The 20,794-nt window shown below is 60.7% G+C and carries 19 protein-coding genes; 14 read left to right on the top strand and 5 right to left on the bottom strand.

From position 1 onward, the window contains the following. The first annotated feature begins 4 nt into the window (after positions 1 to 4). From PIB16_RS22635 to PIB16_RS22615, 5 genes are all read left to right on the top strand, one after another. The gene (locus PIB16_RS22635; RefSeq protein ID WP_078052727.1) at positions 5 to 1,123 is read left to right on the top strand and encodes a pyridoxal-phosphate-dependent aminotransferase family protein; all 1,119 of its coding nucleotides are present in this window, start codon (positions 5 to 7) and stop codon (positions 1,121 to 1,123) included. Positions 1,124 to 1,287: 164 nt separating this feature from the next. Beyond that, positions 1,288 to 1,476: a hypothetical protein gene (locus PIB16_RS22630; protein ID WP_003506556.1), complete on the top strand. Its 189-nt coding sequence runs from the start codon at positions 1,288 to 1,290 to the stop codon at positions 1,474 to 1,476. Between the two features lie 66 nt (positions 1,477 to 1,542). After that, positions 1,543 to 2,025: a helix-turn-helix domain-containing protein gene (locus tag PIB16_RS22625; RefSeq protein ID WP_078052725.1), complete on the top strand. Its 483-nt coding sequence runs from the start codon at positions 1,543 to 1,545 to the stop codon at positions 2,023 to 2,025. 14 nt (positions 2,026 to 2,039) lie between these two features. Beyond that, positions 2,040 to 2,444, top strand: a complete 405-nt coding sequence (locus PIB16_RS22620) for a VOC family protein (protein WP_078052724.1) — start codon at positions 2,040 to 2,042, stop codon at positions 2,442 to 2,444. A gap of 56 nt (positions 2,445 to 2,500) precedes the next feature. After that, positions 2,501 to 2,710 (top strand): hypothetical protein, encoded by a 210-nt coding sequence (locus tag PIB16_RS22615; RefSeq protein ID WP_223215672.1) that lies wholly within the window; start codon positions 2,501 to 2,503, stop codon positions 2,708 to 2,710. 138 nt (positions 2,711 to 2,848) lie between these two features. Here the strand turns inward: PIB16_RS22615 and PIB16_RS22610 are convergent, their stop codons facing one another. Then, positions 2,849 to 4,669, bottom strand: coding sequence for an IlvD/Edd family dehydratase (locus PIB16_RS22610; protein WP_065655500.1), 1,821 nt, complete (start codon positions 4,667 to 4,669; stop codon positions 2,849 to 2,851). Between the two features lie 522 nt (positions 4,670 to 5,191). Here PIB16_RS22610 and ytfQ point away from each other — a divergent pair. The 5 genes from ytfQ (at position 5,192) to PIB16_RS22585 (ending at position 10,523) form a co-directional block, all read left to right on the top strand. Next, positions 5,192 to 6,151 carry a galactofuranose ABC transporter, galactofuranose-binding protein YtfQ gene (gene ytfQ, locus PIB16_RS22605; RefSeq protein ID WP_271046357.1) on the top strand — a complete coding sequence of 320 codons (960 nt, stop codon included), beginning with the start codon at positions 5,192 to 5,194 and terminating at the stop codon, positions 6,149 to 6,151. Positions 6,152 to 6,226: 75 nt separating this feature from the next. After that, positions 6,227 to 7,750, top strand: coding sequence for a sugar ABC transporter ATP-binding protein (locus PIB16_RS22600; protein WP_271046356.1), 1,524 nt, complete (start codon positions 6,227 to 6,229; stop codon positions 7,748 to 7,750). After that, complete coding sequence (locus tag PIB16_RS22595) at positions 7,750 to 8,793, top strand: ABC transporter permease (RefSeq protein ID WP_161987805.1); 1,044 nt, start codon at positions 7,750 to 7,752, stop codon at positions 8,791 to 8,793. Before PIB16_RS22600 ends, PIB16_RS22595 begins: the two co-directional genes overlap by 1 nt. After that, entirely contained in the window at positions 8,790 to 9,770 is a 981-nt protein-coding gene (yjfF, locus tag PIB16_RS22590; RefSeq protein ID WP_078052720.1) for a galactofuranose ABC transporter, permease protein YjfF, read from the top strand. Before PIB16_RS22595 ends, yjfF begins: the two co-directional genes overlap by 4 nt. Before the next feature lie 18 nt (positions 9,771 to 9,788). Further along, positions 9,789 to 10,523, top strand: a complete 735-nt coding sequence (locus PIB16_RS22585; protein WP_003523755.1) for a FadR/GntR family transcriptional regulator — start codon at positions 9,789 to 9,791, stop codon at positions 10,521 to 10,523. Positions 10,524 to 10,569: 46 nt separating this feature from the next. On the opposite strand, the gene PIB16_RS22580 is transcribed toward PIB16_RS22585, so the two are convergent. Next, complete coding sequence (locus PIB16_RS22580; RefSeq protein WP_271046355.1) at positions 10,570 to 11,787, bottom strand: MFS transporter; 1,218 nt, start codon at positions 11,785 to 11,787, stop codon at positions 10,570 to 10,572. 182 nt (positions 11,788 to 11,969) lie between these two features. On the opposite strand from PIB16_RS22580, the gene PIB16_RS22575 reads away from it, so the two are divergent. Continuing rightward, positions 11,970 to 12,908, top strand: a complete 939-nt coding sequence (locus PIB16_RS22575; protein WP_271046354.1) for an AraC family transcriptional regulator — start codon at positions 11,970 to 11,972, stop codon at positions 12,906 to 12,908. Between the two features lie 9 nt (positions 12,909 to 12,917). Here PIB16_RS22575 and PIB16_RS22570 read toward each other — a convergent pair whose 3' ends face one another. From PIB16_RS22570 to PIB16_RS22560, 3 genes are read right to left on the bottom strand one after another with little or no spacing between them, the layout of a single operon-like run. Next, positions 12,918 to 16,196, bottom strand: coding sequence for an error-prone DNA polymerase (locus tag PIB16_RS22570; protein WP_271046353.1), 3,279 nt, complete (start codon positions 16,194 to 16,196; stop codon positions 12,918 to 12,920). Further along, positions 16,193 to 17,710, bottom strand: a complete 1,518-nt coding sequence (locus tag PIB16_RS22565; protein WP_271046352.1) for a Y-family DNA polymerase — start codon at positions 17,708 to 17,710, stop codon at positions 16,193 to 16,195. Before PIB16_RS22565 ends, PIB16_RS22570 begins: the two co-directional genes overlap by 4 nt. After that, entirely contained in the window at positions 17,625 to 18,389 is a 765-nt protein-coding gene (locus PIB16_RS22560; RefSeq protein WP_271046351.1) for an ImuA family protein, read from the bottom strand. Before PIB16_RS22560 ends, PIB16_RS22565 begins: the two co-directional genes overlap by 86 nt. 226 nt (positions 18,390 to 18,615) lie before the next feature. Between PIB16_RS22560 and PIB16_RS22555 the strand changes: the two genes are divergently transcribed. The 3 genes from PIB16_RS22555 to PIB16_RS22545 all read left to right on the top strand — a co-directional run bounded on the left by PIB16_RS22555 (position 18,616) and on the right by PIB16_RS22545 (position 20,639). Then, positions 18,616 to 18,969 (top strand): DUF1304 domain-containing protein, encoded by a 354-nt coding sequence (locus tag PIB16_RS22555; RefSeq protein ID WP_078052716.1) that lies wholly within the window; start codon positions 18,616 to 18,618, stop codon positions 18,967 to 18,969. 4 nt (positions 18,970 to 18,973) lie between these two features. Continuing rightward, on the top strand, positions 18,974 to 20,260 hold the full coding sequence (locus PIB16_RS22550; RefSeq protein WP_271046350.1) for a glycerate kinase type-2 family protein: 1,287 nt from the start codon (positions 18,974 to 18,976) through the stop codon (positions 20,258 to 20,260). A 118-nt stretch (positions 20,261 to 20,378) separates the two neighbouring features. Continuing rightward, the gene (locus PIB16_RS22545; RefSeq protein ID WP_271046349.1) at positions 20,379 to 20,639 is read left to right on the top strand and encodes a hypothetical protein; all 261 of its coding nucleotides are present in this window, start codon (positions 20,379 to 20,381) and stop codon (positions 20,637 to 20,639) included. Positions 20,640 to 20,794: the final 155 nt, after the last annotated feature.

The raw sequence follows: 20,794 nt of genomic DNA, 5'->3' as shown, positions 1-20,794 counted from the left end.
AGACATGCCCGTTCCGGATTATGCATTGCTGCTCGACCCACCTGCCTTTCCCGCGGAGCATTACGCCATTCTGGCCGACCGGCTGGCAGCCTTGATGGGCACGGGGAACGACGTCCTTCTCATACAGGCGGAAGCCGTGCTGGCGCTTGAGGCGGCGGCGACGAGCCTTGCCCGACCGGGTCTTAGAGCGCTCAACATCGTTACCAGCCCCTATGGCGCATGGTTCGGCGGCTGGCTCGCGAGAGGCGGCGCGACGGTACGCAACCTGACCGCCAGCCCGGCAAAGCCGGTCACGCTGGAGGAGGTGGAACGGGCGCTGAACGAGGGTCCGGGCTTCGATCTTCTCGCCATCGTCCATGCGGAATCGGCAAGCGGCATTCTCAACCCCCTGCCCGCCATTGCCGCGCTTGCTCGGCAAAGGGGTATCGTCACGCTCGTCGATGCCGTCGCCTCCATCGGCGGCCATGCCTTTGAGGTCGACCGGCTGGGTATCGATATCGCCGTGATCGGCCCGCAAAAGGCGCTGGCCGGCCCGGCCGGGGTTTCCGCCATTTCCGTCAGCGAAAAAGCGTGGGAGCTACTTTCCCATGGTGGTGCGCCGGAAAACTCCATGCTCTCGCTTCTGGACCAGAAGAAACTCTGGCTCGATGCCGGCCGGGGCGCGCTGCCCGGAACGCCTGCTCCGCTGGAATTCTACGCGCTGGAGGCCGCCCTTGACAGGATAGAGGCGGAAGGTCTGGCATCCGCCAATGAACGTCATGAAAGAGCGGCGGCGGCCACCCGGAACGGCATCAGGGCGCTCGGTATCCCGACCTGGGTGGAGGAGACACACGCCTCCGCCCTCGTTTCCACGGCGATCCTGCCGGATACCGTGGAAGCAAAGGCGTTCCTCGCTGCTGCATCCCAAAAGCAGGGCGCAGATATTTCCGCCGGTGTCGGCCCCGGCGCGGAACGGCTGATAAGGCTCAATCACACCGGTCGGAGGGCGCATCCGGAGGCAGTAAAAGCCAATATCGCGGCCTTCTCCAGCGCCCTGAAGAGCCTCGGCCATGCCGCAGATACCGATTCCGCACTGGAAGCGACTGAAAAAGCCTATTCTGACGCCCCTGCGAACGGCGTTTAATGCCGCTAATAGACGTTCATTGCGCCAAATCCGGCAGCGTTGGAATGTCAGTCACGACATTGTTGTTAAAAATGGTAGACAAATTCCTCGACCAATCTTGACGAAATCATGGCAACGCGCGAAACTTAACGCTACGTTAACTCGCGTGAAGAAGGGAAACGGCCATGGTAGCAGGGTTCAACATGCTCTCCTTTGACCTCTTTGGCATCGGCCGAAGGATGCCCGTCGTCAATGAGCGGGTGGAGACCGAGTTTCAGGACAAAACACCGCGCAGACCCGATGACGAGTCGCACGATGACGACCGCGATCAGGAATATGAACTGTTCTTCTGGTCGCTTTACCCGGTGATCTGAGCCACTCACAGCGGCTTGCAGGTATGAACCTTGCCAAGGACCGCGGGTTCATTCAATGATTGCCAAATGCGCCGGCCCGAAAAGAACTCTGCGAACAGAGACTTGCAACTGTTGCGCCGCCTTCTGCGGGCCAAGGATCATATGGACGCGGCGCCCCATGAGGCGTGGCCTGTTTCACGCCTTGCAAGCGTCAGCGGGGCCTCACAGGCGCACTTCGCGAGATCGTTTCGCGATGCTTTCGGCATACCCCCTCACCGCTATCTGCTAACACGGCGCGTGGAGCGCGCCGTGGCGCTGTTGCGTGACACGGACCTTCCGATCATCGACATCGCGCTGCAAACCGGCTGGAACAGCATCGGCACGTTCGGCCGTGTTTTCCGCGACGTGACGGGGGAAAACCCGAGTGAATTGCGGCGCAGGATGCGGCTTTTGCCTGCCGACCTTGAGCAGGTTCCCCATTGCTTCGTCAGCGCCGCACATCGTCCCCATCTCACAATCGCAGTTTCGGAGAAGCGCCGGCGAACGGAAAGCGGTAGGCACGGTGAGTGAAAGGGAGATAGCTCATGAAAAATGGTGTTCAACTTGTCGGGCTTTACGTTCATGACCAGGACAAAGCGCTGCAATTTTATGTCGAAAAAGTCGGATTTCGTCTGCATACGGACGCACGCAACGGCGATTATCGCTGGCTGACCGTGCAGCACCCGGACCAGCCGGATTTCCAGCTGGGCCTGTTTCGGCCGCAGGCCCCGACCGTTGATGAGGCGACGGCGCAGGATCTGAACGAAGCCGTGGCCAAAGGCGCCATGCCGCCGCTGGTTCTGGTGGTCGAGGATTGTAAGAAAGCCTTTGACGCCATGCACAAATGCGGCGTCGAATTCACCCAGGAACCGATCGCCCGCTACGGCTCGGTGGATGCGAGCTTCCGCGATCCTTCCGGCAATGGCTGGAAGCTCGTTCAGGCCCGCTGAAGCGCCGATGTGTCACATTCCATCATGGATGTTTTTTCTTGGGGGCGACTTTGATCTTGCGAAACTGGATAAGGCAGGGCCATCGGTGGCTGGGCATTCTGCTGACCGTCACCATTCTGGCGAACTTCGCTTCGATGGCCTTCGGCCCGACGCCACCGATGATCGTTTATGCTCCACTGGTGCCGCTGACTTTGCTTGTTCTCAGCGGGCTTTACATGTTCTTCCTGCCGTATTTAGGAAAGCCGCCAGCCCCATCGGGGAAGTAAGCAGGTAAGCAATGAGGCTATCGCGCCCTTCGGCCGCCCGCACGGTTCACGCGGTTGCGAAGCACGGTATCCAAAATGTTTCGGCCCCGGGTTTTACCCCGGGGCCGATTAAAAAGCGGTCGGCAAAACTGCCTAACCTTAGTGGTTGTCGCGCGGCAGGCCCTTGGTCTGGGCGATGCGCTGATACTTCACGGCCGGTTCCAGAACCGCGCCGGTTTCCATCTGGCTGACGATACCGCGCTGGATTTCCTGCCATGGCGTCTGGTGATCGGGGAACTTGTAACCGCCCTCAGCCGACAGCGCCTCGTAACGCTTGGCCAGTTCCTCGCCGGAAATCAGGATATCCGCCTTGCCACGGCCCACATCGATGCGGACGCGGTCACCCGTCTGCAGGATGGCGAGGCCACCACCGGCCGCCGCTTCCGGGGAAGCGTTGAGGATGGACGGGCTGCCCGACGTGCCGGACTGACGACCATCGCCGATGCAGGGCAGCGAATTGACGCCTTCCTTCAGGAGATAATCGGGCGCGCGCATGTTAACCACTTCCGCCGCACCCGGATAACCGATGGGACCGGCGCCGCGCATGAAGAGGATGGTGTTGGCGTCGATCTTCAGCGACGGATCGTCGATGCGGTGATGGTAGTCCTCCGGACCGTCGAACACCACAGCTCGGCCTTCGAAGGCTTCCGGATCGTTCGGGTTGGAGAGGTAACGGTTGCGGAACTCTTCCGAAATCACGCTCGTCTTCATGATGGCGGAGGAGAACAGGTTGCCGCGCAGGACGCGGAAGCCGGCACGTTCCTTGAGCGGCTGCTCATAGGGACGGATGACCTTCTCGTCTTCGATGATCGCGCCACGGCAGTTTTCGCCGATGGTCTTGCCGTTGACGGTCATGGCGTCTTCCATGATCAGTCCCTGGTTCATCAGCTGATTGACGACAGCGGGAACGCCGCCGGCATGGTAATAATCCTCGCCGAGATATTCGCCTGCCGGCTGCAGGTTGACAAGCAGCGGCACGTCTTCGCCATAGGTCTGCCAATCATCCACCGTCAGCTCGACGCCGACGTGACGCGCGAGGCCGTTCAGGTGGATCGGCGCATTGGTGGAGCCGCCGATGGCCGAGTTGACGCGGATGGCGTTGATGAAGGCATCCTTGGTCATGATATCGGAAGGCTTCAGGTCTTCCTTGACCATTTCAACGATGCGCAGGCCGGTGAGGTAGGAAACTTCCTGGCGGTCACGGTAAGGCGCCGGGATGGCGGCGGAGCCCGGAAGCTGCATGCCGAGCGCTTCGGCAAGCGAATTCATGGTCGTCGCCGTGCCCATTGTGTTGCAATAGCCGGTGGAGGGAGCCGACGAGGCGACGAGCTTGACGAAGCCCTGATAATCGATCTCGCCCTTCGCCAGCAGTTCGCGCGCCTTCCAGACGATGGTGCCGGAACCGGTGCGCTCGCCACGGAACCAGCCGTTCAGCATGGGGCCGACGGAAAGGGCGATGGCCGGAATGTTGACGGTGGCCGCCGCCATAAGACAGGCAGGCGTGGTCTTGTCGCAGCCGATGGTCAGAACGACGCCATCGAGCGGATACCCGTAAAGCACTTCCACGAGGCCGAGATAGGCAAGGTTACGGTCGAGACCAGCCGTCGGGCGCTTGCCGGTTTCCTGGATCGGATGCACCGGAAATTCGATGGCGATGCCGCCCGCTTCACGGATGCCTTCGCGCAGGCGGTTCGCCAGTTCCAGATGATGGCGGTTGCAGGGCGAAAGGTCCGAACCGGTCTGCGCAATGCCGATGATCGGGCGGTCGGACTGAAGCTCGGCCTGGCTGAGACCGAAGTTCATGTAACGCTCGAGATAAAGCGCGGTCATATCCGCGTTGGCGGGATTGTCGAACCACGCGCGCGAGCGAAGCTTGCCTCCCTTGCCCTGGGTTGCGGGAAGATTGTCGGATGTAGTCATGATGCGGGTCTCCAGCCGGAAGTGGCCAACGGTAAAATATTACGAAATGCGACAAGCTTATGTTGTGCGCAAGGAAAATGGAATCAGCTTTCGGAGATCACGCATAACCGACAGAGCAGCCCCAGACGAGTGATTTGGAGCTGTTCTTCGGCTTTAGCCGAATATTTTTCGGCATTTACGATGATACCGGCGTCGCGCAACGGCCTCTTCCTCCCTGCCTTGCCGGAATGCGTCTGGCCCGATGGCCCGGCACTCCGCCTCAGTCTGATATCTTTATTTATATTACTATTAGATGCCGTCATTGACTGTCAAGCCACATCGCGGGCCATTTTCGGTGTGTTCAGACAGGGCAAGAGTATAATTTATTTCCGCCCAAACCATTGATTTATTGTATTTTATGACAAAATTTAGTCGCGCTTCGTGAAAGCCAAATTGTGAAAAGGCTAAAAAACCACTTTTCAAGAGTATTACTATATGCTCATAGTGTCGCCGTCACGCTGACATCATCTCTGGGAGGATAAGATGAGAAAAGCTCTTGCGGCATTCACTGTCGCCGTTTCCGCATGCCTTGCATCCAGTGTTTCCGCACAATCGCTTACCGTCGGCTTCTCGCAGATCGGTTCGGAATCCGGCTGGCGCGCGGCTGAAACAACCGTCACCAAGCAGCAGGCGGAGAAGCGCGGCGTCACGCTAAAATTCGCCGACGCACAGCAGAAGCAGGAAAACCAGATCAAGGCCGTTCGCGGCTTCATCGCGCAGGGCGTCGATGCGATCCTGATCGCTCCGGTCGTCGCAACCGGCTGGGACGCCGTGCTGAAGGAAGCCAAGGAAGAAAATATCCCTGTCATTCTGCTCGACCGCCAGATCGAGGCTTCGGATGATCTTTACCTCACCGCCGTAACCTCCGATCAGGTTCATGAAGGCAAGGTTGCCGGCGACTGGCTGGTCAAGGATGTTGGTTCCAAGGACTGCAAGGTCGTTGAATTGCAGGGCACGACCGGCTCTTCGCCCGCCATTAACCGCAAAAAGGGCTTCGAAGAGGCGATTGCCTCACACAAGAACATCAAGATCGCACGCTCGCAGACGGGTGACTTCACCCGCACCAAGGGCAAGGAAGTGATGGAAAGCTTCATCAAGGCCGAAGGCGGCGGCAAGGATATCTGTGCGGTCTACGCTCACAATGACGACATGGCCGTCGGCGCGATCCAGGCGATCAAGGAAGCCGGCCTTAAGCCCGGAACCGACATCAAGGTCGTTTCCATCGATGCCGTGCCTGATATCTTCAAGGCCATGGCGGCCGGCGAAGCCAACGCCACCGTCGAACTGACGCCTGACATGGCTGGCCCTGCCTTCGACGCGCTCGAAGCCTATCTGAAGGAAAAGAAGGCCCCGCCGAAGTGGATTCAGACCGAATCCAAGCTCTACACGGCGTCTGACGACCCGATGAAGGTCTACGAGGCGAAGAAGGGTCTGGGTTACTGATACCCCATTCTTCGGAAGGAGCGGCGCGTCGTTCGTGCCGCTCCATCATGGCATTCTTCATGCGGAACCTGCTCAATGTCCGAAACGGCACCACTTCTGGAAGCACGCGCCATCGGCAAATCCTTTTTGGGGATCACGGCGCTCGATGGCGTCGATTTTTCGCTTGGACATGGTGAAATCCATGCCCTGCTCGGCGAAAACGGCGCGGGTAAATCGACGCTCATCAAAATCCTGACCGGCGTTTATCACCGCGACAGCGGCTCGATCTTTCTGGAGGGCGCAGAGATTTCGCCCGCCAATGTGGGTGAGGCGCAGGCGCTGGGCATCGGCACGGTCTATCAGGAAGTGAACCTTCTCGAAAACCTGACGGTTGCCGAAAACCTGTTTCTCGGCCGCCAGCCGCGCCGCTTCGGGCTGATCGACCGCGGCACGATGCAGAAGAAATCGCAGGCGCTGCTTGCCCAATACGGGTTGTCCATCGACGTCAACGCGCTTCTCTCCAGCTATTCCGTGGCCATCCGGCAGATCATCGCCATTGCCCGCGCCGTCGATCTTTCCGGCAAGGTGCTGGTGCTGGACGAACCGACCGCCAGCCTTGATGCCCATGAGGTCGAGATGCTGTTTGGCGTCTTGAGAAACCTGCGCGCACGCGGCATCGGCATCGTCATCATCACCCACTTCCTCAATCAGGTCTATGATATCGCCGACCGGGTGACGGTGCTGCGCAACGGCCGCCTCGTCGGCACCCGCGACATCGGCAGCCTGCCCCGTTCCGAACTGATCTCGATGATGCTCGGCCGCGAGCTTCAGCACATCACCCATGACCATCAGGCGACCGAAGATACGGTTGCCGAGGGTGAGCCGCCGATCCGTTTCGAAGGTTACGGCAAACGCGGCAGCATCGCGCCTTTCGATCTCGGCATCCGGCCGGGAGAGATTGTCGGCGTCGCCGGGCTGCTGGGTTCGGGCCGGACGGAAACAGCCTTCCTGTTGTTCGGCATCGACCGGCCCGATACCGGCACGGCGACAATCGACGGAAAGGCTGCGGCGATTTCGTCTCCTGAAGCCGCCATCTCGGCCGGGTTCGGTTTCTGTCCGGAAGAGCGCAAGACGGACGGCATCATCGGCGACTTTTCCGTCACAGATAATATTGCATTGGCGCTTCAGGCACGGCAGGGCTGGGCACGGCCGCTGTCGCGCCGACAGAAGGCGGAACTGGCCGAAAGCTTTATCAAGTCGCTCGATATCCGCCCGGCCGATCCCGAGCGGCCGATCAAATTCCTGTCCGGTGGCAACCAGCAGAAGGCCATTCTGGCGCGCTGGCTCGCCACCCATCCCCGGCTTCTGATCCTCGACGAGCCGACACGCGGCATCGATATCGGCGCGCATGCGGAAATCCTGAAAATGATCGAAAAACTCTGCAGCGAGGGCATGTCGCTCGTCGTCATCTCCTCCGAACTGGAAGAGCTTACCGCAGTTGCCCATCGTGTGGTCGTGCTCTCCGACCGCCGCCATGTCAGCGAATTGAAGGGCGGCGAAGTGACCGCCGACAACATCATGCGGGCGATTGCCGATGCGGCGAAAACGGAGGCGGCGTGATGGTGGCAGTGACACGACGCCTAAAAAGGCTTGCTCCCCAGCTTGCCGCGCTCTTCATCATTCTGGCAGCGATTACAATCCTTTCGCCGGGTTTCCTGCATGTCTCGTTTCAGAACGGCCGGCTCTACGGCAGTCTGGTGGATATTCTCGTTCGCGCCGCACCGGTCGCGCTGTTGACCATCGGCATGACGCTGGTCATCGCCACCAAGGGCATCGATCTGTCCATCGGCGCTGTCATCGCCATCTGCGGCGCGGTTGCGGCCACGCTCATCAGCAACGGCCATTCCATTCCTTCGGTCATCGTCATCTCGCTTGCGGTGGGCATTGCCTGTGGCCTCTGGAACGGTGTGCTCGTCGCCCTTCTCGACATACAGCCGATCATCGCCACGCTCATCCTGATGGTGGCGGGGCGCGGCATCGCCCAGCTCATTACCGAAGGCGTCATTCTCACCTTCAACAATGACAGCTTTTCCGCTATCGGTTCCGGCTCGTTTGCGGGCATTCCGCTGCCCGTCATCATCTGGGTGGCGGCGGCGCTGACGATCGGCCTTCTGGTGCGCAAGAGCGCGCTCGGTTTCCTGATCGAGGCGACCGGCATCAATCGTCGCGCGGCAGCGCTTGCCGGCGTGCGGGCGCGCTTCCTGCTGTTCTTCGTCTATGCGGTTTCCGGCCTCTGCGCAGCCATCGCCGGTATGATCGTGACTGCCGATATTCGCGGCGCGGATGCCAACAATGCCGGGCTTTGGCTGGAACTGGACGCCATATTGGCGGTAGTCATCGGCGGCACGTCGCTGAATGGCGGGCGCTTCTCCATCACCGCCTCGCTGATCGGCGCGCTCATTATCCAGACGATCAATACCGGCATTCTCGTTTCGGGCTTTCCGCCGGAATTCAACCTCATCATCAAGGCCGGCATCATCATGGTGGTGCTGACGCTGCAATCGCCAGCGATCATGACGGTGCTGGGCTTCGTGAAAGCGCCGAAGCCACACGCCAAACCGGCGGCCACCAATGGCATGACCAAGGAAGGAACCGCGCGATGATCCACAGCCGCAACCTGCCCTTCCTCACCACCCTGACGATCTTCGTCATCGCCTATCTCCTCTGCGTGCTGCAATATCCGGCGATCTTTTCCACGCGGGTGATCGGCAACCTTCTGACCGACAATGCCTTCCTCGGCATAGCGGCGGTCGGCATGACCTTCGTCATCCTGTCTGGCGGCATCGATCTGTCCATCGGTTCGGTCATCGCCTTCACCAGCGTCTTCGTCGCCGTCATGGTCGGCACCTATAATATCCATCCGCTGCTCGCCTTCGCCATCGTGCTGGTTGTCTCGACGCTGTTTGGCTGCCTGATGGGGGCGATGATCCGCTTCCTGTCGATCCCACCTTTCGTGGTGACGCTGGCGGGCATGTTTCTGGCGCGCGGCGCGGCTTACCTCATCTCCACCCAGTCCGTGCCGATCTCGCATCCCTTCATCGATGCGATACAGGGCTTCTATTATCGCTTCCCCGGCGGCGGCAGGCTGACGGCGCTCGCCATGCTGATGCTTCTCGTCTTCGCCGCAGGCATGCTGATCGCCAGCCGCACCCGCTTCGGCGCCAATGTCTATGCGCTTGGCGGCAACCCGCAATCGGCCGAGTTGATGGGCGTGCCGATCGGGGCTACGACCATCGGCATCTATGCGCTTTCCGGTTTCCTCTCCGGTCTCGCCGGCATCGTCTATACGCTCTACACTTCGTCAGGTTATTCGCTGGCGACGGTGGGGGTGGAGCTCGACGCCATCGCCGCCGTCGTCATTGGCGGCACGCTTTTGACCGGCGGCACGGGGCTGGTGGCGGGAACCTTCATCGGCCTTCTGATCCAGGGCTTGATCCAGACCTACATTGTTTTTGACGGGACGCTTTCCTCCTGGTGGACGAAAATCGTCATCGGTGTGCTGCTTTTCGTCTTCATCGTGTTGCAGCGCGCAATCATCTGGTATTCAAACAGGAGACTGGCCGGACCGCATCCGGCATAATTGCCAAGGGAGGCTTGCTTGGGGCTGCTCGAAACGACGATAAGCGGGCGAAAACGCCGGAACAGCCACGCCCATGTGGTCTCCGAACTCGGCAGCGCCATCGTCTCGGGCAGAATTGCGGAAGGCTCCCTGCTGCCCAATGACGCGGAACTTTCCATGCGCTTCGGCGTCTCGCGCACCGTGCTGCGCGAAACCATGAAGACGCTGGCGGCCAAGCGGCTGGTCGAACCCAAGGCGAAGGTCGGCACCCGCGTTCTCGACCGCTCAAGCTGGAACTTCTTCGATCCGGATGTGCTGGGCTGGCGCTGCGAGGCCGGCATAGACCAGGAATTCGTCACGCATCTGGCGGAGATCCGCCTGGCGCTGGAACCGGCGGCGGCAGCGGCAGCGGCCCTGCAGGCCTCCAATGACGATATCGTTTCGCTTTACGTCATCGCCGCCAAATTCGACAATCCGAAACATACGCCGGAAAGCATCGCCAAGGTCGATCTCGAATTCCACCTTGCCGTGGCGCATATGTCCGGCAATCCCTTCATGCGCTCGGCAAGCGGGCTGATCGAAGCAGCACTTGCCATTTCCTTCCAGCTCTCGTCGCCGGCCGCTTCGCCTGGCACCATCGCCGAAATCGCGTCCAATCATCTGCGCATCGTGCATGCGATTGCGGCGCGTGACGCGGATGCGGCGGTGAAAGCCATGCGCCACGTGATCGAGGTCGGTAAAGACCGGACGCAGAAGGCGATCAAGACGGTTTGAGGAGTTGTAAGACCCGCAGGAATGCGGGTCCGTTTTCTCCAACCAATTATCCCTGCGATGCCTCGACCTGCGGCACCACGCCACGGCGCGACGCCATCAGCGATGCGCCGAGAAGGGCGGCAATCGCCACGAAGACGAAGACCATCGTCGCCCCCTGAAGATCGATCAACAGGCCGCCCAGAACCGCACCGCTGGAAATGGCGATCTGGAACGTGGTGAGCAGCAGCGCGCCAGCACTTTCCGCCTCATCGGAAGCGGCCCGCGTGATGAAGCTCTGCACACTGACCGGGAGCGCACCGAAGGCAAAACCCCAGGAGGCGATGGCAAGGCCAGCAATCAGGGGTGACGCACCCGCAACGACCAGAACGGAAGCCGATGCCGCGATGAGAGTCGCGGCGAACGTCACTGCCCATGCCGTGTTTTTCTCGGAGAGGAAACCGCCGAAAAGATTGCCGAAAAAGCCGCTGACACCATAAACCAGAAGGACGAGGGAAATCGCCTCGACGCCAAGAAGCGTGACGTCTTCCAGGAATGGACGGACATAGGTGAAACCGGCAAAGTGACCCGCAACGATGAATAGCGTCGTCAGAAGGCCGATCCGAACCTGCGGCCGCTGCAACAGCCGGAACATGGTGGAAAGACCGGGTGCGCCAGCCGGCGGCAGCGACGGAACGGTGAGCAATTGCACGAAAAGTGCGATGACACCGAGCGCACCCGCAACCACAAAGGCCGAGCGCCAGCCAAGCGTCGCGCCGATCCATGCGCCCACCGGCGCTGCACAGACGGTGGCGACCGAAACCCCTGTCAGGATGATGGCCATGGCGCGCGGCATCTTCTCAAGCGGCACCAGCCTCAGCGCCAGCGCCGCCGACATGGCCCAGAAGCCGCCAAGGCCGATGCCGAGCAGGACGCGCGAGGCGAACAGCATGAAAAGACCGTTGGCGAAGGCGGCCAGCGTGCTGGAAATGATCAGCAGCGTGGTCAGCCCAAGCAATGTCCAGCGACGGTCGATGCTGCGTGTGCCGATGACGACGCCGGGGCCGGCGACCGCCGCGACCAGCGCCGTAACGGTGATGGATTGACCGGCAATGCCGGAGCTGACGGCGAGATCGACCGAAAGCGGCGTGAGAAGGCTGACCGGCAGGAACTCCGCCGTCACCAGCCCGAAAACGCCGAGCGAAAGCGAAACCACGGCCGCCCATTTCGCATCCGGCTCTGTCTTGCGCGGCACATATTCAAGCTCGTTTATGGTCCGGTTGTTCATGAAAATCTCCTGATGCGCATTCCCGGAATGCGTCCTGAAACGGAAAGGCAAAGTGGTGAAACCGGTGGGAGCCCGGTTCAACAACCGTAAATCGATGCACATAAGCTATGCGTGACATCCCGGCGTTTCCATGCTAGAAAATCCATATTCCTTAACCAAACATCCGAATTTGCGAGCAAGCCATGAATGATGCCCTGACCGAAATGTTGCGTGGCCTGAGGCTCGATGGTGTCGAATACGGCCGGTGCCGCATGGCCACACCCTGGGCGACGGCTTTTCCCGAACAGGAAGCCGCGCGGTTTCATTTCATCGGCGTCGGTCAGGCGAAATTGCTGAAACCTTCCGGGGAATGGCTGACGCTGACCTGCGGCGACGCCGTGCTTCTGCCGCGAGGGCACGCCCATGTGCTGGGCAGTGGCGAGGATGTGAAGCCCGCCCTTTTCGACCGCTTCGGCAAGAAGGAAGTCTGCCAGGGCATCTTCGACATGGAATGCGCGAGTGCCGGCGGCGATACCGTGGCCTTTACCGCCTCGATGCGTTTCAACATGGACAATCTGCACCCGCTGCTGCAGCTGATGCCGGATGTGATGCTGACCAGCGATCTGGCCAAAAGCGACCCGGCTATCCCCCATCTGCTTGAAGCCATGACGCGCGAGGTGGAGCTGAACCGCGTGGGCGCGGGCGGCATTCTGGCACGGCTTGCCGATGTGCTGACCGCGACGTTGATCCGCACATGGGTGGAATATGGCTGCGGCGATTCCAGCGGCTGGCTGGCCGCCGTGCGCAATCCCGAACTCGGGCGGGTGCTGGCCGCCATCCACCTCAACCCCGAAAAGGACTGGAGCGTGGAGGAGCTTGCCTCGCTGATGGGCGCATCCCGCTCCAGTTTCGCGGAACGTTTCACCCGCATAGTGGGCGAAAGCCCGGCCCGTTACGTGGTGCGAGTGCGCATGCATCAGGCGCGGCTGTGGCTGCGCGAAGGCATGCGCGTGACGCTGGCGGCGGAAAAGCTCGGTTACGATTCCGAAGCCTCCTTCAGCCGCGCCTTCAAACGCGTGCTCGGCGCGCCGCCCAGCCAGTTCCGCAGGAAGGACACGGCCGGGCTGGAGGATGCGGCATAAGAATGTGTCTCAGTGGAAATTGCGGGAAATGACCTTTATCCGCTCCACCTCATCTTCATCATCGACTGTAGCCGGCGGGCGCTTCCTAATAGTGCGATGATCCTCCGGCGACATTCCGTGGTGGAACTCATCGCCGCGCCCATGCGGCAGGGGAAAGGCACGGTTGCGCTCACCCACACTTGCCAGCGCTTCCGACAAATCGGTCAGCCGGTGGGCGACCAGATGCACCACCTCGCCTTCCCGCTGGATCTTGCCGTAAATGCCGACCATGCCGGCAGACAGCACCACACGCCGGTATTTTTCGAAGGTCTTGACCCAAAGGACAGCATTGGCAATGCCGGTCTCGTCCTCCAGCGTCATGAAGATCACGCCCTTTGCCGAGCCGGGACGCTGGCGCACCAGCACCAGACCCGCCGTTTCCAGCCATGTACCATCCCGAACGCGCACCGCCTCCGCACAGGTGACGATGCGGCGGCGGGAAAGATCGCGCCGCAGGAAGGTCATGGGATGTTCGCGCAGCGTCAGCCCCACATGACCGTAATCCTGCACCACCTCGCCACCATCAGTCATGGGCCTGAGCGCAACGGAGGGCTCCTGAAGCTCTTCGATAACGGCATCTTCCCTGACGGCAGCGGCGGCGAAAAGCGGCAGCGGCTCATCCCGCAAAGCCTTGATGGCCCAGAGCGCTTCGCGTCTGGCAAGCGAAAGCGATGGCAGAAAGGCATCGGCTTCGGCGAGACAGACAAGGGCGGCGGCAGGAACGCCCGCCCTTCGCCAAAGATCGTCGACGGAGGCGAAAGGCCGATCCTGCCGGGCGGCGACGATTTTTGCAGCATGGTCATTGGAAAGCCCCTTCACAAGACGCATGCCAAGCCGCACGGCATAGCGTTCTTTGCCTTCCGCATTCATCTCGCCTGTTGGCTCAAGCGTGCAATCAAACCGGCTTTCATTGACACATACCGGGCGGACCTCCACCCCATGATCGCGCGCATCGCGCACGATCTGCGCCGGGGCGTAAAAGCCCATGGGCTGCGAATTCAGAAGCGAGGCACAGAAAATATCCGGATGATGGCACTTCAGCCATGCGGAAGCATAGGCAATCAGCGCGAAGGACGCCGCGTGGCTTTCCGGGAAACCATAACTGCCGAACCCTTCGAGCTGTTTGAAGATGCGTTTGGCGAAGTCCTCGTCATAGCCGCGTTCCACCATGCCATCGATCAAATCCTGCTGGAACTTGGAGATCGTGCCGACATTCTTGAAAGTCGCCATCGCGCGGCGCAACTGGTCCGCCTTGCCGGGAGAAAAACCGGCGCAGTCGATGGCAATCTTCATGGCCTGCTCTTGGAATAGCGGGACACCCAGCGTCTTTTCGAGAATATTTTTAAGCTCTGGTTTTTCATATCGAACGGGCTCTTTTCCCTGACGGCGCCGCAAATATGGGTGGACCATATCTCCCTGAATGGGACCGGGACGAACGATAGCGACCTGAATGACAAGATCGTAAAATTCGACGGGCTTCAAACGGGGCAACATTGACATCTGCGCCCGGCTTTCGATCTGGAAAGTGCCTAGCGTGTCTGCCTTTTGAATCATTGCAAATGTTGCAGGATCATTCGGCGGCATCGCAGCGAGATCGTATTTCTCTCCAGTACGCGCTTCCAACAGATCGAAGCCACGCTTCATGCAGGAGAGCATTCCAAGCGCTAAGCAATCCATTTTCATGAACCGCACGATATCGATATCATCCTTATCCCATTCGATGATCTGTCGATCGTTCATGGTAGCTGGTTCAATCGGGACGAGCTCATCTAACCGATCGTGGGAAAGCACGAAGCCGCCAGGATGCTGACTGTGATGGCGTGGCGTGCCAACAAGCTGATTGGCTAATTCAAAAGCGAGTTGCAGGCGGCGATCCTCTGTATTGAGGTTCAATTCCTTGACCTGTTTTTCGCCAACGCCCTCGCTCCAGCGCCAGACCTGCGAGGATAGAAGTTTGGTCAGATCTTCTGGCAGACCTAGTACTTTACCAACATCTCGCAATGCCCCTCGACCACGATAGCGGGTGACGACGGAACAAAGCGCGGCTTTATCGTGGCCATAGGTTTTGTAGACCCATTGAATAATTTCCTCACGCCGCTGATGCTCGAAATCCACATCGATATCAGGCGGTTCACCCCGGTTTTCGGAAACGAAACGTTCAAAGACGAGATTGCTGAAGCGAGCAGGATCAATGGCAGTGATACCAAGGACGAAACAGATAACCGAGTTTGCCGCCGAACCGCGTCCTTGGCACAAGATATCCATCTTACGCGCCTGTTTGACGATAGCACTCACGGTCAGAAAATAGGGGGCGTAATTTAACCTGCCGACAACATCTAACTCATGATGCAGCGCCTTCTCCACCTTTTCCGGCAGACCATGCGGATAACGCCCCGGCACCGCTTCCCATACCATCTTCTCCAGCGCCTGCTGCGCCGTCAGCCCCGGCAGGCTGCGCTCCTCGGGATATTGATAGACCAGCTCCTCCAGCGAAAATTTGCAGCGCTTCGCGATTTCGAGACTGCGGGCCAGCGCCTCGGGGTAACGGACAAACAGCCGGTGCATCTCTTCCGGCGGTTTCATGTAACGGTCGGCGTGGCGCTCGCGGCGGAAACCGGCCTCATCGATGGTGCAATTGTGCCTTATGCAGGTGACGACATCCTGCAGCATGCGCCGTTCCGGCACATGAAAAAGCACGTCATTGGTGACAACAGTCGGCACACCAGCCGCTTCGGCCATAGCTGACAGTTCGAAAAGCCGCATCTGGTCGTTGGGGCGTCTTCTGAGGCTAAGCGCCATATAGGCCCGGTCCGCAAAAGCTGTCTTCAGCCGGCGCAGGCGAAGCGCGCATAGATCGTCGGCCAGATCGGCGAGCAGCACCACGATCAGACCTTCGCCGTAGGCGACGAGATCGTCCCAAGCAAGCCGGCATTTTCCCTTGCCGCCCCTTTTCTTGCCGATGGAAAGCAGCCGGCAAAGCCGGCCGTAGGCCGGGCGATCCATGGGATAGGCAAGCACGGAGATATCGTCATCCAGATCGAGACGACAGCCGATGACGAGGCGGATGCCAAGCTTGTTCGCCGCCTCGTAAGCGCGGGGAATGCCCGCAAGACTGTTGCGATCGACAATGCCGAGCGCCTCGATGCCCAGATTTTTGGCCTGTTCAAACAGTTCGTCGCAGGAGCTTGCACCGCGCAGGAAGGAAAAATGCGTGGTCACCTGCAATTCGGCATAACGCGGCGCGCTCATGCGAAAACCCCGTGAATGAACCAGCCCTGAGAACCAGTCTCGATATGTTCGCCATCGCCTGAGCGGAAAATCCAGAAGCGCTCGCCGCTTTCATTTTCCACCGTGAAATAATCGCGCACGGCGGCCTTTTCCCGGTCGCGTTTCCACCATTCGCCGAACACCCGCTCCGGCCCGTCGGCGCGCCGCACATTGTGGCGCACGCCTTTCCAGAGGAAATAACGCGGCGGATGGTCCGGCAGCAGCGCCAGCGTTTCGATGGGTTCCGGCCTTGCAAAAAGCCTGACCGGGCGCGGCCAGTGGCCGGGCCAGCCGAGCCTATCCTCAGGTGCCAGCGCCGCAACCCGGGCAACGGAGCGTTCCGGCACATCGCTTGCCACCGCCGCATAACGATAGACCCGGTGGCCGCGATTGAGAATGACATCGACCGTATCGGCGATGTCCGCACGGCCTTCCTCCAGAAGCGAGGATCGGGCCTGCGCGGCGACAAGCGGCTCGGCATGGGTGGCGGTCAGCACCATCATCTCGATGCCGAAACCGGGATCGATGGTATCGATCCGGTCGGTCAAAAGCCGGACAAGCTGTTTGACATCGCGCACCGGTCTGGAGGTGCCGGCCCGCACCGCCTGCAGGCCGCTATCGACCCGGTGCAGCACCAGATCGACACGGCGAGCGCCGAGGCCGCGCTTTTCCAGCGCGATACAAAGGTCAGCAACCAGTTTTTGCGTATAGCGGGCAATCGTCTCCGCCGCTGCAATGGGTTCGGGAAAGGCGCGCCGCACCTCCACCAGCTCGGCCACGCGCACCGGTTCGATGGGTTCACCGATCTCCCCCAAAGCCTGAGAAAGACGGCGCACGAGTTCGGGGCCGAAACGCAGGGTGAGCGGCGCACGCGGCGCATCGGCCAGCTCGCCGATGCTGCGGAAACCGAGCACCTTCAACTCGGAAACGATCCGCTCTTCCAGCCTCAACGCGGCAAGTGGCAAGCCGCTGACCGCCACACGCTGCCCGCCCGGCGGCACGATGCTGATCGCCTCACGGCCAAAACGCGCCAGCGCATGGGCCGCTCCCCAGCTATCGGCAATGGCGGCGCGGGCGCTAAAGCCGGCGGCATGCAGGCGGTTGACCATGCCGCTCAGCATCAGCGCCTCATTGCCGTGCAGATGGTCCGCCCCCGCCGTGTCCAGCACCAGCCCGTCCGGTAGGTCGGCGGCGACGATGGGTGCATAGATGCGCAGGAAATGAAAGGCCAGCTGTTGCAGGGCGCGGGCATCTCCATCGGCATCCAGATCTTCCACGAGAAGGCCCGGCACCAGCGCCTGCGCCTTGCTGACCGGCGTGCCGTGCCGGATGCCCACCGCCTTTGCCGCCTTGTCGAGCGCCAGCACCAGCCGGCGGCTGCCATGGCGGCCAATCATGACCAGCGGCTTTTCAACCGGCGGCGCGTCCTTGCCCGAAAGACGCCGGAAACGATCCGTCGGCCATGTCGGCAGGTAGAGCGAGACGACCCTTTGCATCACAGGCTTCCACTTCAAATTCGGCACTTTCGCCGCCGCGACATCGCAAAAGTTCCAGAAACCAGTGCGGCCTGCCCACCCCCGGTACCGGCAAGGGGGATGAGGGTCGGACGGAGATGCGCCAGCGGGTCATCGCCGCCGTCGGCTCGCCGAACAGCGCCGCATCGGCCGCACGCCGGAAACGACGAATGGCGATGCCGGTAACACCGGAGGTTTCCGCCGCCAGTTGCAGCCGCCGCGAGGCATTCATCGGCAGCTTCGCCAGCTCGCCCATCACCGCGCCGAAACCGTTGCAGCGTAAGCCCTCCTCGAAACAATCGAGCACGCCTTTCTCATCGCGGCATTCAACGATGATGACCCGGTTCTGCGACAGGCCGGCCTGCATCAGCCCCGGCATGAACAGATCCCGGCGGGTGACACACCATAAAACCTTGCCGGAAAGCCGTGCCGCCACACCGGCCGCAAAAAGGGCGGCCGCCGCGCCATCGGCAGCGCCATTGCCGCCGCCGCTCACCTCATGCAGGCAACCGAGCTTCAGCCCGCCTCCCGGCAGGCGATGGTCGATGGCATCCACGCCGAAAGGCAAGGTCTCGTGCAGGCGCGGAGCGCCGTTACCGATCCTTTCCAGCCTTTCACGCAGCTCTTCGACAACGAGCAACTGATCCGCGCGCTTTTGCATGGCATGACAGGTTTCAATTCCGGTTATTCATCTTTATTGTTCCTGTTTTGTTCCTATTTCAGCAAAGAGTCAAGCAATAGGCTGCCGGTCTTCAACAGTTTGCACGGGAAGAGAGGATTCTGGCCTTGCGGCCCTCTGCCCTGCCGTTAAAACGGAATTGTCCGCCGCACCTGTTTTACCCTGACAGCCGCCCGGCAACGGACATCATGGTTTGGAGGAACCGCCGATGATCGCCAGCATTCTGATTGCCGTGGTTGCGGCCATCCATATTTACATCGTCATTCTGGAAATGCTGCTGTGGGAAAAACCAGCCGGCCGCAAGGCCTTCGGTCTTTCGGCGGATTTTGCCCGGCAGACGAAAGTACTGGCCGCCAATCAGGGACTGTATAACGGTTTTCTCGCAGCGGGGCTGATCTATGGGCTGATGCAGGGCGATGAAGGGCTGAGCTTCAAGGTTTTCTTCCTGACCTGCGTTCTGGTGGCCGGTATTTTCGGCGCCATCACCGCCAATATGAAGATCCTGTTCATTCAGGCATTGCCGGCATTGTTCGCGCTCGGCTTCCTCTGGATCGGAGCATGAACCGATGAGCGCATGGAACGATCACAGCGCAAAAGACGCCCTCAACCGGATTTTCATGGCGGCAGTCGCAAGCGCCGATCCGGCAAAGGCGCTGCAACACCACCTTCCCTCCCCGCCCAAAGGCCGCTGCGTTGTGGTGGGCGCCGGCAAGGCTTCGGCCGCCATGGCTGCCGCGCTCGAAGCGGCATGGCCGCATGTCGATCTTTCCGGTGTGGTGGTGACGCGTTACGGCCATGCCGTCCCGACTGCGCGCATCGAGATCATCGAAGCTTCGCATCCGGTGCCGGACGATAAGAGCGCGGAAGCGGCAAAACGCATTCTCGCAGCCGTTGAAGGCTTGACGGCGGACGACATGGTCATCGCGCTGATTTCCGGCGGCGGTTCGGCGCTGATGGTGGCACCTGCCGAAGGCATGACGCTTGCCGACAAGATGGCCGTCAATCGTGCCCTTTTGGCCAGCGGCGCGACGATTTCCGAAATGAACGCCGTGCGCAAACATCTCTCCCGCATCAAGGGCGGGCGGCTGGCGCTGGCTGCCAAACCGGCCAGGGTCGTTTCGCTGCTGATTTCCGATGTGCCGGGAGACGATCCCTCCGAAATCGCTTCCGGCCCGACGGTTGCCGATCCGAGCGATATTGAAAGCGTGCGGGAAATCGTCTCCCGTTATGCGCTCGATCTTCCCGAAAACGTGCGCAAGGTGCTGGAAAAAGGCGAGGAAACCCCCAAGGCGGGCGATATCGAGGAGGATATCCGGCTCATCGCCGCCCCCTCGCTCGCCCTGCAGGCGGCAGCGGATGAGGCGGTGAAACTCGGGCTTACGCCACTCATCCTCGGAGATTCGCTGGAGGGTGAATCAAAAGATGTCGGCGCTGTCATGGCCGGCATCGCGCTTTCCGCCAGCCGTAAGGGCCTGCCTGTGAAAGGCCCCGCCGTGCTGCTTTCCGGCGGCGAAACCACAGTGACGCTGAACAGGGGCGTTGGCGGCAAGGGACCGGCCGGCAAGGGTGGCCGCAATACGGAATTCCTGCTCAGCCTTGCGCTGACCCTGAAGGGTGCGGACGGCATCTGGGCCATTGCCGGCGATAGCGACGGCATAGACGGCGTGGAGGATGCGGCAGGTGCGGCGGTGACACCGGACACGCTTGCCCGCATGCGCGAAGCCGGTGTCGATCCGCGCCAATCGCTCGTGAGCCACGACAGCTACACCGCTTTCAGGGCAGCAGGAGACCTTGTCGTGACGGGGCCGACGCTGACGAATGTGAATGATATCCGCGCGATTTTGATCGGGTGATAGCGGAGAAGTTCGCAACGATTACGGGCTTTCCCGCGCGTGGATCGCGGAGGGAAGACGTTTTGACTATGCCCTCCGACAGGAGTAATCTGGCGGGATATCCTTTGGAGCCTCAGCCATGCGTCCTGGAGTGCTCATACTTGGCCTGGTCATGGCCCTTATTCCGACTTTGGCGGATGCCCACAATTGCAAATGCCGAAATCGCGGCGTCATGTTCCAGCTCGGCCAGACATCCTGCCTGAAGGTCGATGGCGGCTCTTATCTCGCGCGCTGCGAGATGAAGCTCAACGTTTCGTCATGGACAAAGATTCAGGACGGTTGCCCCATAACAGAAAGGGTGCAGACGACATCGTCTAGCGCTTATCAATATTATCAATAAGTCTTGCACCCTAGTCCACGAAGGAGCGAGCGCATGCCACTTGTTTCTTCTCCCCGCCGGGGAGAAGTCCGCGGCAGCGGGATGAGGGGGCAAGGGTCGAGATATTCGGCAACGTTGCCCCCTCATCCGACCCTTCGGGCCACCTTCTCCCCGGC

Origin of the sequence: Agrobacterium sp. ST15.13.015 (assembly GCF_027871645.1) — a bacterium.
Classification (GTDB): domain Bacteria; phylum Pseudomonadota; class Alphaproteobacteria; order Rhizobiales; family Rhizobiaceae; genus Agrobacterium; species Agrobacterium leguminum.
Note: the sequence above shows the minus strand (reverse complement) of the source record. Positions and strands in the feature narration are given on the sequence as shown.

Excerpts from the sequence above, each read along its gene's own strand:
- PIB16_RS22635 (WP_078052727.1), top strand. The coding sequence starts at position 5 with ATGCCCGTTCCGGATTATGCATTGCTGCTCGACCCACCTGCCTTTCCC.
- PIB16_RS22560 (WP_271046351.1), bottom strand. The coding sequence starts at position 18,389 with ATGCAAAAGCGCGCGGATCAGTTGCTCGTTGTCGAAGAGCTGCGTGAA.
- PIB16_RS22625 (WP_078052725.1), top strand. The coding sequence starts at position 1,543 with ATGCGCCGGCCCGAAAAGAACTCTGCGAACAGAGACTTGCAACTGTTG.
- ytfQ (WP_271046357.1), top strand. The coding sequence starts at position 5,192 with ATGAGAAAAGCTCTTGCGGCATTCACTGTCGCCGTTTCCGCATGCCTT.
- PIB16_RS22570 (WP_271046353.1), bottom strand. The coding sequence starts at position 16,196 with ATGAGCGCGCCGCGTTATGCCGAATTGCAGGTGACCACGCATTTTTCC.
- PIB16_RS22550 (WP_271046350.1), top strand. The coding sequence starts at position 18,974 with ATGAGCGCATGGAACGATCACAGCGCAAAAGACGCCCTCAACCGGATT.
- PIB16_RS22565 (WP_271046352.1), bottom strand. The coding sequence starts at position 17,710 with ATGCAAAGGGTCGTCTCGCTCTACCTGCCGACATGGCCGACGGATCGT.
- PIB16_RS22575 (WP_271046354.1), top strand. The coding sequence starts at position 11,970 with ATGAATGATGCCCTGACCGAAATGTTGCGTGGCCTGAGGCTCGATGGT.
- PIB16_RS22600 (WP_271046356.1), top strand. The coding sequence starts at position 6,227 with ATGTCCGAAACGGCACCACTTCTGGAAGCACGCGCCATCGGCAAATCC.
- PIB16_RS22630 (WP_003506556.1), top strand. The coding sequence starts at position 1,288 with ATGGTAGCAGGGTTCAACATGCTCTCCTTTGACCTCTTTGGCATCGGC.
- PIB16_RS22580 (WP_271046355.1), bottom strand. The coding sequence starts at position 11,787 with ATGAACAACCGGACCATAAACGAGCTTGAATATGTGCCGCGCAAGACA.
- PIB16_RS22610 (WP_065655500.1), bottom strand. The coding sequence starts at position 4,669 with ATGACTACATCCGACAATCTTCCCGCAACCCAGGGCAAGGGAGGCAAG.
- PIB16_RS22545 (WP_271046349.1), top strand. The coding sequence starts at position 20,379 with ATGCGTCCTGGAGTGCTCATACTTGGCCTGGTCATGGCCCTTATTCCG.
- PIB16_RS22555 (WP_078052716.1), top strand. The coding sequence starts at position 18,616 with ATGATCGCCAGCATTCTGATTGCCGTGGTTGCGGCCATCCATATTTAC.
- yjfF (WP_078052720.1), top strand. The coding sequence starts at position 8,790 with ATGATCCACAGCCGCAACCTGCCCTTCCTCACCACCCTGACGATCTTC.
- PIB16_RS22620 (WP_078052724.1), top strand. The coding sequence starts at position 2,040 with ATGAAAAATGGTGTTCAACTTGTCGGGCTTTACGTTCATGACCAGGAC.
- PIB16_RS22595 (WP_161987805.1), top strand. The coding sequence starts at position 7,750 with ATGGTGGCAGTGACACGACGCCTAAAAAGGCTTGCTCCCCAGCTTGCC.